Origin of the sequence: Enterococcus casseliflavus NBRC 100478 (assembly GCF_001544095.1) — a bacterium.
GTDB classification, from domain to species: Bacteria; Bacillota; Bacilli; order Lactobacillales; family Enterococcaceae; genus Enterococcus_D; species Enterococcus_D casseliflavus.
On the sequence record NZ_BCPT01000003.1, the window covers coordinates 171169 to 184350 of the forward strand.

Annotated in this window: 7 protein-coding genes and 1 pseudogene; 2 read left to right on the top strand and 6 right to left on the bottom strand. The window is 47.3% G+C overall.

The features are described from left to right. The first annotated feature begins 65 nt into the window (after nucleotides 1-65). Nucleotides 66-2717 (top strand): cation-translocating P-type ATPase, encoded by a 2652-nt coding sequence (locus ECA1_RS04085; protein WP_060791849.1) that lies wholly within the window; start codon nucleotides 66-68, stop codon nucleotides 2715-2717. Between the two features lie 58 nt (nucleotides 2718-2775). On the opposite strand, the gene ECA1_RS04090 is transcribed toward ECA1_RS04085, so the two are convergent. The 5 genes from ECA1_RS04090 to ECA1_RS04110 all read right to left on the bottom strand — a co-directional run bounded on the left by ECA1_RS04090 (nucleotide 2776) and on the right by ECA1_RS04110 (nucleotide 9962). Continuing rightward, nucleotides 2776-4914 carry a transglutaminase-like domain-containing protein gene (locus ECA1_RS04090; RefSeq protein WP_060791813.1) on the bottom strand — a complete coding sequence of 713 codons (2139 nt, stop codon included), beginning with the start codon at nucleotides 4912-4914 and terminating at the stop codon, nucleotides 2776-2778. Next, nucleotides 4911-5954, bottom strand: a complete 1044-nt coding sequence (locus ECA1_RS04095) for a DUF58 domain-containing protein (protein ID WP_060791814.1) — start codon at nucleotides 5952-5954, stop codon at nucleotides 4911-4913. Before ECA1_RS04095 ends, ECA1_RS04090 begins: the two co-directional genes overlap by 4 nt. 2 nt (nucleotides 5955-5956) lie before the next feature. After that, complete coding sequence (locus ECA1_RS04100) at nucleotides 5957-6895, bottom strand: AAA family ATPase (RefSeq protein ID WP_060791815.1); 939 nt, start codon at nucleotides 6893-6895, stop codon at nucleotides 5957-5959. A 192-nt stretch (nucleotides 6896-7087) separates the two neighbouring features. Beyond that, on the bottom strand, nucleotides 7088-8929 hold the full coding sequence (locus ECA1_RS04105) for an FAD/NAD(P)-binding protein (protein WP_060791816.1): 1842 nt from the start codon (nucleotides 8927-8929) through the stop codon (nucleotides 7088-7090). 37 nt (nucleotides 8930-8966) lie between these two features. Then, nucleotides 8967-9962, bottom strand: a complete 996-nt coding sequence (locus tag ECA1_RS04110; RefSeq protein WP_060791817.1) for an ROK family protein — start codon at nucleotides 9960-9962, stop codon at nucleotides 8967-8969. 172 nt (nucleotides 9963-10134) lie between these two features. On the opposite strand from ECA1_RS04110, the pseudogene ECA1_RS04115 reads away from it, so the two are divergent. Beyond that, nucleotides 10135-10941: pseudogene (locus ECA1_RS04115) on the top strand (HAD-IIB family hydrolase). Between the two features lie 85 nt (nucleotides 10942-11026). On the opposite strand, the gene ECA1_RS04120 reads toward ECA1_RS04115, so the two are convergent. Then, a complete protein-coding gene (locus ECA1_RS04120; RefSeq protein ID WP_060791818.1) occupies nucleotides 11027-13177 on the bottom strand; it encodes a GH92 family glycosyl hydrolase in 2151 nt (716 codons plus the stop codon). Nucleotides 13178-13182 lie beyond the last annotated feature (5 nt).

Consider the following 13182-nt stretch of genomic DNA (forward strand, 5'->3'; position numbering starts at 1 on the left):
CTTTTTTTCTAGCAGAGTGCCTAAGGAAAATAAAATTAAAAGGGGCAAAAAAATTGGCGAAAGAAATGTATCAAAAAGAAATCTCGGAAATTATGGCAGAGGTCCAGAGCAGTCCAGAGGGGTTGACGCAGCAAGAGGCAGCCAAGCGGTTAGAAAATGGCTTGAACCAGCTGAAGGAAGCACCTAAGAAATCTAGCTTTGCCTTATTCTTAGATACCTTCAAAGATGCGATGGTGATCGTCTTGCTGATCGTGGCAATCATCCAAATGGTTATGGGTGCCCACGTTGAGTCGATCGTTATCTTCGCAGTACTCTTGTTGAATTCCGTCGTCAGTGTGATTCAAACGAAAAAAGCCGAAGGGTCGTTAGACGCTTTGAAAAGCCTGTCGGCACCAGATGCTAACGTCATTCGGGATGGCAAAGAACAAAGTGTGCTGGCGAAAGAATTGGTTGTCGGCGATATCGTTATTTTAGAAGCTGGGGACTATGTACCAGCAGATGGTCGATTGATCGAAGAGGGTTCTTTGAAGGTCGATGAAGGAATGCTGACTGGGGAATCAACGCCAGCGGAAAAAGAATTAGGTGTGATCGATCGTACCGCACCGATCGGCGACCGTGACAACATGGTCTTCAGTGGAACGATCGTCACTTATGGACGTGGTCGGTTTATCGTAACTGCGACTGGTAATGTGACGGAAATCGGTCAAGTGGCTGGCTTATTGGAAAGTACAGTTGAACACAAAACACCATTGCAAAGAGGATTAGACAGCTTCAGTAAAAAACTGAGCTTGGCGATCTTAGTCCTTTCATTGATTATTTTAGGGGTTCAAGTCGCACGGTTGTTCTTAGGTGACGGAACAGGTGATATGACACAAGACTTAGTCAACGCCTTTATGTTTGCGGTAGCCGTAGCCGTTGCAGCGATTCCAGAAGCCTTGCAATCGATCGTGACGATCGTTCTTTCGATCGGAACAAAACAAATGGCGAAGCGTCATGCCATCATTCGAAAACTACCAGCGGTTGAAACATTGGGTTCAACGAGTATCGTTTGTACCGATAAGACCGGGACTTTGACTCAAAACAAAATGACCGTTGTTGACTACTATTTACCAAATGGGCAAACGGGCACGTTCTCCGATGAGCCAACTACCTGGTCATTGCCTGAAAAACGCTTAGTAGAGATCAGTGTCTTGGCCAATGATGCTGCCATCAGTGAAGATGGGGCGAAGCTAGGAGACCCTACTGAAATTGCTTTTCTGGATTACAGTGAGAAACTAAATCAGCCTTATCGGGCGATTCGTCAACAGTTTCCTCGTTTGCAAGAATTGCCTTTCGATTCTGATCGTAAATTGATGTCTACCTTACATGAGATCGATGGCGAACATTTATTGTTGACCAAAGGTGGGCCAGACATCGTCTTTGGCCGCAGTACCAAAGTCTTGATCGATGATCAAGTCGTGCCTTTAACAGATGAAATCAAGCAGAAATTGCAACATCAAAACGAAGAATTCTCAAAACGGGCCTTACGGGTCTTGGCGTTTGCTTACCGTCCATTGACCGATGCCCAATCACGAGAATTGACACTTGAGGATGAAAATGAGCTGATTTTGGTTGGTTTGATGGCAATGATCGATCCTCCTCGTAAAGAAGTCAAACAAGCCGTAGCGGATGCCAAATCTGCTGGTATCAAAACAGTTATGATCACAGGGGACCACAAAACGACAGCCGTGGCGATCGCACAAGAGATCGGTATTTCAGCCGAGGGCGACTTAGCCTTGACTGGTACGGAATTGGATGCTCTTTCTGAAACCGAACTAGCGGATCAATTAGACAAAATCACAGTCTATGCTCGTGTTTCGCCAGAAAACAAAATCCGTATCGTGCGGGCTTGGCAAGACAAAGGTAAGATCTCTGCCATGACCGGGGATGGGGTCAATGATGCACCCGCCTTGAAACAAGCGGATATCGGGATCGCAATGGGAACCGGAACGGACGTTGCCAAAGACGCAGCGGCGATGGTCTTGACGGATGACAACTTTGCCTCGATCATTCGTGCAGTAGAAGTTGGCCGAAACGTTTTTGACAACATCAAAAAAGCCATTTCGTATTTGTTTGCTGGAAACTTAGGTGCGATCATTGCGATCGTCTTTGCCTTAGTGATGGGTTGGGACAATCCATTTACTGCCTTGCAGCTGCTCTTTATCAACCTAGTCAACGACTCATTACCAGCGATTGCTCTAGGAATGGAAAAAGCCGAACCAACGATCATGCAGCGCCAGCCAAGAGATCCAAATGCTGGTATCTTCACTGGAAAAACATTGATCTCAGTAACGTATCGTGGTATTTTGATTGCCGCTGTCGTGATTTTGGCACAATGGTTAGGAATGAACCAATCACCTGAATTAGGTGTTGCGATGGCCTTCTCAACACTTATCTGGAGCCGAACATTGCAAACATTACCAGCACGCTCAAACACTGAGACTGCTTGGCAAGCTGGCCTTTTTGCCAATAAAATGGTATGGCTGGCGATCGTCGTTTGTGGTGGACTATACAGCATTACCTTGATTCCTGGCATCCGTGAAGTCTTTGCGATTCCAGCAACCTTCACTTTAGGACATGTCGGTCTATGTATCGCAATGGCTGCTGTGGCAGTTGTTTTGATGGAAATCACGAAACTGATTATTATTGCCGTTCAAAAACGTCAAGGAAACGCCTAAAGCAAAAAACGTATCGATCGTTTGATCGATACGTTTTTTTGTCGTTTATCCTCACTGCTTAGTTGATTTTTTTCAGCTGACTGATTTGGGCAGCGACTTGCTTCAAGAAGGCTTCTTGACCAGCCGGCTGTTCTTGGCTGTAAAGGTAGGCTTCGTATTGCTGCGTCAAGCGGATAAAATCACCATGGAACAGTGGATAGAATGCTTCGAGTCGTTGGGCATAATCGATCAACGGCTCCGCCTCGTTACGGTACAGAACTTTCGTCGTTTGCCGTAAAAACAAAGGATAGGCAGCAACTAGCGGCTGTTTGTTAAAGCGGCAGATCAACCATAAATGAATACGGAAAAACGAATGGCGGAAATAGAAAAGTAGGCCAAGTCCTAGGATAGCTAAGCCTCCAAAGAAGCCATTGCGCAGCGTTTGTTTCAACTCCTCAGTCAACCAAACGTCATCGGTAACCGCGGCTGTTGCAGAACTGCTGGTCGTGGTTTCGCTGCTTTCTGTTTCCCTGCTGCTCGATGGTGTTGTTTCGCTGCTAGCGGTCGGTGTTTCTTCGGAGCTAGTAGATTCTTGCGTCAACACGGGACGATCTGGATTTTGGAAACTAGGGGTCGGTTCAAAAGGTACCCAACCGTAGCCGTCAAAGTAGACTTCCACCCATGAGTGGGCATTCAAGTTGCGAACGGTATAGGTAGTAATGCCGTTTTCTGTTGCAGGAGATCCAGGAGAAAAGCCTTTTGCCCAGCGAGCAGGGATCTCTAAACTCCGTAGTAGCACGACCATTGCCGTGGAAAAATTGTCGCAGTAGCCGACTTGTGATTCAAATAAAAATTGATCAACATAATCTTGCTCTTCTGCAGGCACGACGGCATCGGTTTTGGAATAGCGGAATACTAGCGGATCTTTCAGATAGCTTTCAACCGCCGTGACTTGATCAAACAGACTGTTGCTGTCAGCGGTGATCTCAGCTGCGAGATCTCGTACCCGCTGCGGCAAAGAATCGGGTAACTGGATATAATCGATCGGAGAATCCGGATAGATCAAAGGCAGATTTTGGAGATTTTCTGCGGCAAAATCTGGATGGTCCCAATCGAGGGTCAAGGTGGTGTCTGGGAGTGGATCAATGAGATCGACCCGCTGGATGGCGTCGCTGATCTGAAACCCGCGAGCACCGTTTTCAAGGGACAACGTGCTGCGTCCATAGGGCAATGGGACATAGTCTCCATGGTTTTGAAATTGGACCCGAACAGACTCGTTCTCAAGATAGGCTTGCTGATAGCTTTGATCCGCTATCGTGACGCCCTCTGCTTCTAAGCGAGCCTCTTCGCGGCTCGTACTGATCCAGCCTTTACCAGAATAAAAATCTTTGCTTTCCACCCGCCAGTAATGCGGGGTTTCTTGTTGTGCTTCAAATAAAATCGTCGCATCATCCAGTAGTGGTCCACCTAATTGACGGTCATTTTCACTGAATCCAGTGCGAGAGCCGCTGGGCGTGCCATGTTCTTCAATAAATTGATAAAAACCCAGCTGATTCAGATTTGTCCGTATAGGCGTGGAACGGGCTGCCAACTGTTCCCGCAGGCTCGTTTGCGGCAAGTAGACAGCAGTGACGGCTAATCCACCAATCAATAGCATCACAGCGAACCAGGGAGCGATCGTTTGACTGGATTGAAAGACGCTGCGCTGGATCAGTGAAGAAGCCAAGGCACAAAGAAAAATACCCATCAAATGCCACGTCAGATCAAATTGATTAAAAATCACGACTGTTAGCAAGTAGCCGATCATGGTAGCGTAAATCAAGAAAAAGCGTTGATAAGCGATCGGTAAGATCGCTAAAAACAAAACCCAACTAACGATCAATGTCACCGCCGCCAGTTCGGTGATATAGCCGACTTCACCGCTGAGGATCTCTTGAAAGGCACGGTGCAGGTCTAGCCAAAAACGCAGCAGCCAATCAAAAGAAAAGGCAGTCCCATAAGGAAAGATCCGATACAAGACGATCAGCCAAGCGGCTGCCAGCAAAGGCAAACTGTAACGGACTTTCGGCACCACGGTCAAAATCAAACAGACACTAAAGGCATAAGTTAAAAGGGTGAACTGATTGCCAAGGTCATAAACTGCGATAAACGGCAAGATCACCAGTGATAGACTGAGAAAGGTCAGAAGACCAATCAGCGCTTTCTTAATAAATCTCATCCTACCGCCTCCTCAAGTTTATTCAACTGCCTCATTAAATCAGCGTAGGTAAACACTTGGCAGCTGTTTTTTGCTTCCAACTGACTGAGGTAGTCTTCCAGTTGTGGGGTAAAAACCGGGGTAATGAAGACAAGATGGCTGCCAGTCAAAAGCGGTACCCCTTCAGGAACTTTCTCGAAGGGAAGGATCTGGGCATAGGCAGCGGCATCCGTTTGGTAAGGAGAAGTCAATCCGTCACCAATCAAGAGCGGCTGAAAAAGTCGTTGATTTTGCGAGAAATGGTGGATCGAATAAAACAGTGTCAAAGTCTCTTCAAAAGCAGGATGATCTTCTCCCCAAAAGAGCAGAACGATGTCTTGTTCTTCTTCATGTTCTCGTTCGCGATAGATCAATTCCTGTTGTTTGCTGGATAATTTCCAATCGATATTTTTTAATGAATCCCCTAACTGGTATTGACGGAACTGTCGAATAGAAAAATTGGGTTCTCCGTGGGTTTGGCTGCGGACTTGCTGTTTAAAAAATGGCAGCAGGGTAACGGCTTCTGGCGCCAATTTAGGCAGGATCAAAATCGATTGTTTCGCAACTGCAGCGTAGCTTTTTTCAAAAAAGCCAAAGAGATCCTGGCTGTACAATTGAACGGGTAATTCTTCATAGATGCCTCGCTCCTTTGGGGTCCAAGGCAGCTGCAGCCGAATCAGATTGCCTCGATAAAAGGCGCTGTGATGACTTTCCTTGAAACGATCGTCAAATTGTAAGGTGAAATCGACCAGCGGCAGCAGCGTCGGGCGATACTTGAAGACTTGCAGCGGTAAGGTGATCGCTGTGTGTGTTTCAGCTTGGATCGATTCTTCTAAAATGATTTGGACCTTCTTGAGGGAGGGGAGCAAGAATACTGCATCAAGCAACAATAACAAAGTCAGTAAAAACCAAAGGCTCCAGCCAGCATTATTATTGAAGATCACACAGTAAGCCAGCAGCAGAAAATAGGCAGCGCTAAACAACAGGAGGCGCAGCAGGCGTTCAAGCTTCTTTTTCTTCATCGCTATCTCCTCGTTGGGACAGGCACTCGTTGGATCATCTGTTTCATCAAGTCTGAAAGGGTCTCCGTGCTGGCATGAACGCCACCTTTCAGTAATAAACGATGACCGAAGACTGCTGGTAAAATTCGCTGCAAGTCTTGCGGCGTGACAAAGGTCCGACCTTCCGTCAATGCTAACGCTTTGGCCCCTTTTAAGAAGGCGATCCCACCACGAGGGCTGATACCAAGGTCAATGGCATTATGCTGACGGCTCGCTTGAACCAGCTGCAATGCGTAACGGGCGACCTGCTCATCGACATACACGTCATCGACCATCGCTTTTAAAGCGGTCACTTCATCAGCATGTAAAATGGTTTGGATCTGATCCAAGCTTTGCTGTCGTTTTCCAGTCAAGAGGGCGAGCTCATCTTGAAAATCTGGGTAACCGATATGCAGGCGGAACAAAAAACGATCCAATTGGGCTTCAGGCAAAGGATACGTTCCTTCATACTCGATTGGATTTTGCGTGGCTAAAACAAAAAAGTGGGGACTCAATGGGTACGTTTGATTGTCGATGGTGACATGATTTTCTGACATGGCTTCTAAGAGTGAGGCTTGCGTCCTTGGTGTGGTTCGGTTGATCTCATCTGCCAAGAGGACGGAGGTGAAGATCGGGCCAGGACGAAACTCGAACTGGTGGCTTTGGGAATTAAAAATCGACACACCTAACACATCGTTAGGTAAAAGGTCTGGGGTAAACTGTACCCGTTTGTAGTCACTTTGAATGGCTTTGGCTAACGATTTGACCAACATCGTTTTCCCAACACCAGGGATATCTTCGAATAAAACGTGTCCGCCAGCAAGCAGCGCAGCCACGGTAAATTGGATCACATCTCGTTTGCCTAAAATCACTTTTTCCACTTCTGCGATCAAGGCATCTATTTTTTGTAATTCAGCGGTCATCTGATAACCTCCCTACGTTCGTTTCTTCCATTGTAACGGTTTTCTAGGACTGTCGCAATTTTCGTGTAACAATTAAAGAAAATTTCAAGAATATTCAAAAAAAGAAAAATCCTTTCTGCGGATTTGCGAAAGAAAAACAAAAAACTCCCGAAGCGTTTCCTCGGAAGTTTGCGTTTGATAGAAAAGAAGCGACTAGAAGGTGTGATGCAAGAGGTCATTGGCGATCTGGTCCGCCTGCCGTAAATTCCAAGCATCGGTTCCTGGCTGAGCAGTGGCAGCCGTCAGCCAGTGGATGCCTTCTGTGGGAATCCCAAAACAATAGAGGGTAGGGTAAGGACGGTCATCTGGTCCAAGGATCTGATTGGTCTCAGGATCGATGGCGATCGCACCCGTCTCAAAAGGCACCTCATTGGGGATCGCCAACTGGTGCGGGTGAATGATCCGATCGTTTAGCAGTTGCCGCAACAAGGAATTGTTGGTTCGACGAATCGCTGTCGATGGAATGCGAGCCTCAATTAATTGCGTCGCGTGATAGTGTGTGTCGTCAAATCGCTTTGAATACGTACAGTAAGCCTCCTCGATCTCAACAGTCATGTCAGGACCTAGTAAGGTCACCACTCCCGCTTCCATCAATGCCACCAGTTCCTGCAGTCGCTGAACTGGCGGTCCGATCGATAAAAAGCTGTTCAAGGGAACGAAAGACTGCCAAAAGAGTGTTTTCAGGTCTTGTGCTGGCATTAGCTGATGATCGAGAACAAACCGAATCGGGTCCCGCAGATCTTTGAAGACTTCCAAGGCACTGCTGATAGGTCCTGTTAGATTGCCTTTTTCGGCATCTTGGATTTGGGTACGTAATAGTGCAATGAAAAAGTCTTGAAACGACTGTTGCTTTTTCTGAGCAAAGGGGTCGGCTAGTTGTTGCCATGACCACCACTCCGTCGTAGGAAGCTGCCATTTTTTCAGCAAGTCTTCAGATCCTTCAGAGGCAACAAAGGCGGCGGTAAAAGCGGCAAGCTGATCTTTGTCCAGCAGCTGTTTTTCTAAAAGCAGCGTCTCATAATAGACGAGTTCTGCCTCTTTTTTTAAATAGAAGAGCAGGGTCTTACCAGCAACCGTTTTGGCTGCTTGCCAAGCAGCGAGGCGTTCAGGGGTCAAAAAAACGGGCTTTCGCTGCTGCGTCGGTGTTTTTTGATTGCGGCCACGAGGATGATACGGGACACCCCGACGAGAACCTGCGATGATTTGCGGTTCTTCACCAGAAGGTTGATAGACGAGGGATCCATTGACTTTGACGAAGGTTCCGCCCCGACCGCTGGTCAAGCGGGTGACGTAATCGTAAAAGGCAAGTCCTAGTCCCCGTAAAATCACAGGTTCGCCAGCTTTCACCGCCGTTAGATCCGTATCTGCCGCATTGGCTGGCGGTGTATAAAACCAGCCATTATTTTCTGCGGCCGCCGCCAATCGTTGTTCTGCTGCTGACAGTTGGGCTTGTGAATGGCCTGTAGCTAAGACGACGGCATCAACAAGAAATGTGTGGTGAGCCGTCGTCAACTGGTAGCGATTTTTGGAAAGAGGGGTCAAGGAGCTGACACTGTCTGACAGATGGTTGACGGTAATGGATTCAGGCAGATCTTTTAATAGCTGCTGATAAAACCACTGCTGATAGAGGCCATATAACGCCCGCGAGCAATGCCCGTTAGGATCAAGTGAATCAAGTGCTGTGCATTCCGCAACGAGTTCAGGAGCATGCGTGGCTGCGAAATGTTTCCCTTCTGTCACTGCCCATTCGTATAAGGTAGGACCTTTGACCACGGGACCGCCGGTGCTTAATGTGTCATCCGTGAAAAGGGTGACTTGACTGGTTACAGAATTCAATAGCAGATCCGCCGATTGGTCCGTGCGCCAAACTGCCCCAGGAAGAAAGGGATCAAACAGCAGCAAGTCGATGGCTTGTTTGTTTTGTTTGCTATGAGCGATCAGTCGTTCTGAAAGTGAAAGTCCACGAGGACCAGCACCAATGATAGCTATTTTCATATCACACCGCCTCTATTATTCTATGGTCATTGTGTCATCAACGGGCTAAGTCAAAAGGTGTCTTGCGGAAAATCAGCCAGTGCATGCCTAGCACCATGGCTTCCTCGATGGCATCGATATAATGAAAAGCAGGCTGATTGGGTTGTTGCTGCAGCAATGGATTTTTTTGGATCGCGTCTAAGAGATCGGTTTTTACTGCATCACTGCTGGCTAAAATAATACAGTGGGGGGCAAAAGCTGCATTGTAAAATGGCAGTAAGCTTGTCAGGCGCTGAACCAAAGCCGTGCGGTCTTGCGGTGCCCCTTGATCCAAGTAGCCGGGCAAAAATTTTGCCTCTCCCGCTAGGGCGTCTTTTCCTTCTAAAAGTGCACCATTGACCAGGAGCGTGATACCAGGCATGCTTTTTTCGGGATTGTACATGCCGACGATGTTTTGCTGCAAGGGTATCTGTTGGGCGATGCAATAGCCGATCGTTAAAATATGGGCATCGTTTTGACAGTAGAAGGGCAGTGCAGTGACCTCTGCCACGAGAGCTGCCAGCTGCCAGCCATTGAATTTTTCATACCAGCTGGAAGTCACGGTTCCTCCACTGATTTTTCCTGGTAAAAAGAGGGCGATCTGTTCCACAGAGGGAAATAATGCTAGCTCGTTCGTTACACATTCTTGAAAGCGATGAGGGGCAACATCAGGAAACGGCTGGTCGTGTTTTGCCAAAACCTTCCCCTTGCGGTCGATCAGCATGGACCAAAGAGCCAAGGAACCATCGTGATCAATAAAGCTAAGCAAAAGAGAATGGCCTCGGTCTTGGTTGAGCTGATAGGTCACAGCAGGCCGCCCTAGCTCTTTTTGCTCCAGCGGACCTTTAGTGATTTCCCCCTCTGCCAACAATTCTTTTAATAATGAGTTAGTGGTGACCATGCTGATGCCCGTTTTCTTTACTAAATCGGAGGCGAATAATGCCCCGTTTTGAAATAAGGTTTTTAAAACCAGCTGTTTGTTTTGCTGACGAATGGAATGGGTGGTAGAAGCCATAGGTGTTCTCCTTAATGAAGTGATTTAATTAAGTATACCGACGGGATGAAACGATGTAAAGTTTTTAAAAGACTGACTTGACGGAAAACTTGAAAATAAGTATACTTAATTAACAATGTTAATTAAGTGAGTCGCCATAAAGAGGACACGAGGTAGAGGGGAAGAGAAACGTATGATCAAATTAGTCATCACAGATTTAGACGGCACATTTTTGAACAGCCAAGGCAGTTTTGATCGGCCTTATTATGAACAAGTCAGCCAACAAATGAAAGAAGCGGGTGTTGCTTTTGCTGCGTGTACCGGCAAACAGTGTGAACGAGTGGAAGAACTGTTTGGTGAAGTAGCAGCGGATGTTTGGATTCTTGGGGATAGCGCGACCCGCATCAAACATTAAGGCGAATACATCTTTGAATCACTGCTGCCAAACGAATTAGGGCGGCGGATCATTGCGAAGCTCGCTGCGATTGCGCAAGATCATGTGATCATCGCCTGTACACCGACTGCGGCGTACATTGCCGAAACGACCAATGAAGCAGATGCCCAGAAAGTGCGCGGCTCTTATCGGGTGGTCAAAACGGTGGCGGATTATCAAACCATCACCGAAGATTTTGTGAAGCTCACTATTTTTGATCCCAAACTACGTTGCTTTGAGCATGTCCAACAGTTAGGCGAGTTTACAAACGACGCCTACATCGTGGCTTCGGAAGCCGCTTGGATCGATATCACCAATCAAGGCGTCCACAAAGGAACGACTGTGGCACACTTGCAAGAATTGCTGCACGTCACACCAGAAGAGACAATGGTTTTCGGCGATGGCTTGAACGATTTGGAGTTGATGGCAGCTGGCACGTTTAGTTTCGCCATGAGCAATGCCTTTGAGGAAGTCAAGACAGCGGCAGCGTTTGTGACCAAGTCAAACGATGAAAATGGCGTGCTGAAAACCATCGAACGTCTGTTACCGCTACAAATGAACCAATAAAAAAACCGCTCCCTAGCAGGGATAGCACGTACTTTCATTTGATTGAAAGTAGAGTGCTGCCTGTTGCTAAGGAGCGGTTTTTTCGTTATGCATGTGGTTGACTGACGCTATAAGGATAGGCATCGGCTGACCACTCTTTGCTGCGAGGGACGATACCTAGCTGGAAGTTCAATGTACCACCGGCAGTCAATTCTTGGTGGGTGAAAAACAATCGCTCGAAGGGTTCTTCGTTCAATGTGATTTTATCCACGAAGAGCTGTTGCGGCGCATTGGGCGTGCTCTTGATCACTAAGTCTTTGCCTGAAGCAAGATGTAGTGTTGCTTGATCAAATAATGGCATGCCGATGATATATTCCCCCGTCCCTGGTGTGACTGGATAAAAGCCCAAGGAGTTGAAAATGTACCAACCAGCCATGCTACCGTTGTCTTCATCGCCAGGAAAGCCTTTGGGCGAGTCATTGAAGCATTGTGTCAATAGCTGCTTAATCAAGGGCTGTGCCATTTCTGGTTTGCCCAAATAGCTGAATAGATACGGATAGTGGAAGCTTGGCTGATTGGAGATCGCCAGCTGACCAAAATCGAGTGCGGCCATCTCACTCATTTCATGGATCTCAAAGCCGTAGCCTTCTGTCGTATAGCGAGGTTCTTGATTGCACAAGTCGATCAGTTTTGCTTCAAAGGCCGCTTTGCCGCCATGTTCGGCGATCAAACCAGCGAAATCATGATAAACAGCAAAACTGCTTTGCCACGCACTGCCTTCTGCATAATCTAAGCCCCAGCGTATGTCACTGAATTCTGGACGAAAGGCACCATCGGGATCTTTTGCCCGCATAAAGCCAGTTTCCTGATCGAAAATGTTGCGGTAGTTTTGCGATTGCTGCTGATAATAGTCTGCTTGCTCGTCACCCAGCTGTTGTGCGACTTGTGAGATACAAAAATCACTGTAACAATAATCAAGGGTGTGATTGACCGATTCATGATGCGTCAATGGCACATACCCGTAAGACAAATAGTCCGTCGTGCCGCGCCGACCATAATTGGGATTTTCACTTTGGACGGTGGCGCCTTTTTTCATCGCTGCTAAAAATTCGGGCATCAAATCGAGACGAATGCCTTTTACTGCGGCATCAGCGATCACGGCATCGATCAGCGTCCCTGGCATCAATCCACGCTCATCTGGCGATAGCCATTTTGGTAAAAAGCCGCTTTCGCGATAACTGTTCAAAAAGCCTTCCAGCATGTCTTCCAATTGTTCGACAGCCAAGAGTGAAAAGAGCGGGTAGACAGTTTTATACGTATCCCAAAAGCCGTTGTTTGTATACAGTGGTCCTGGTTTGATTGCTTTTGCCAAGGTATCCCAATGCATTTTGCGGCCCTCTTGATCGATTTCAAAGAAGGTTTGAGGAAACAAGAATAAGCGATAAAAATTATGATAAAAAGTAGAAACTTGTGTTTGATCGTGATGCTCGATCTCGATTTTTTGCAAAAAATGATTCCATTGCTGTTGGACAGAAGCCAGATAATCGGCAGGAGCCCATTGCTGTTCCCGTTGCAAGTTCAAACAAGCTTGTTCGCGACTGAGAAACGAGGTCGCAAAACGGATCGTCTGTGTTTGGCAAGCCCCAAAGCGGAGAACTACGAAGGCTTCTTTGCCTGTCAAGGCACCTTCGATCGCAGTGATGGGTGTTTCAAAACGATAGACGAAATGGAAGGTGAAGCGTTCATCTTCGCACCCTGAAAATACGATCAGTTGACCAGCCACTGTTTGTTCATCCAACTGTTCTAAGACATAGTCACCCGGCAGTGACAAGCCAAGACCTGGCTGATCCCCGCAGTTTTCAATAGTCAGCACACCGCCATACATACTGGGGATCAAAGTCGTTGTTGTTAAATACCGCTGCGTCTTGATTTTAAGAAAGGCTGGATTAAAGGTGCTTTCTTCGGGACGATACGAGCTTTGCGCATGGAAAAGGGTATTTTCAGAAAGCGTGCCGTTTATCGGCAGCATCGTCAGATGGCTGAAATCTCCCATCCATGGGCTAGGCTGATGGGTGATGCGAAAGCCCTGAAAGGTTCGATCTTCTGGATGAAACCACCAACTGCCGCGTTGATCGCTGGTTTGCGGGGCAAAGTAGTTCATGCCAAAAGGAACCCCTGTATAAGGCAGGCAGTTGCCGTGGGAAAAACTATATTGGTTGTCTGTTCCGTGTCGTGTGTCGATCATTGATACGTTCACTTGGT

Bases quoted from the DNA above. Each gene is read 5' to 3' on its own strand.
- ECA1_RS04105 (WP_060791816.1), bottom strand. From the start codon at position 8,929: ATGAAAATAGCTATCATTGGTGCTGGTCCTCGTGGACTTTCACTTTCA.
- ECA1_RS04090 (WP_060791813.1), bottom strand. From the start codon at position 4,914: ATGAGATTTATTAAGAAAGCGCTGATTGGTCTTCTGACCTTTCTCAGT.
- ECA1_RS04085 (WP_060791849.1), top strand. From the start codon at position 66: ATGTATCAAAAAGAAATCTCGGAAATTATGGCAGAGGTCCAGAGCAGT.
- ECA1_RS04095 (WP_060791814.1), bottom strand. From the start codon at position 5,954: ATGAAGAAAAAGAAGCTTGAACGCCTGCTGCGCCTCCTGTTGTTTAGC.
- ECA1_RS04100 (WP_060791815.1), bottom strand. From the start codon at position 6,895: ATGACCGCTGAATTACAAAAAATAGATGCCTTGATCGCAGAAGTGGAA.
- ECA1_RS04110 (WP_060791817.1), bottom strand. From the start codon at position 9,962: ATGGCTTCTACCACCCATTCCATTCGTCAGCAAAACAAACAGCTGGTT.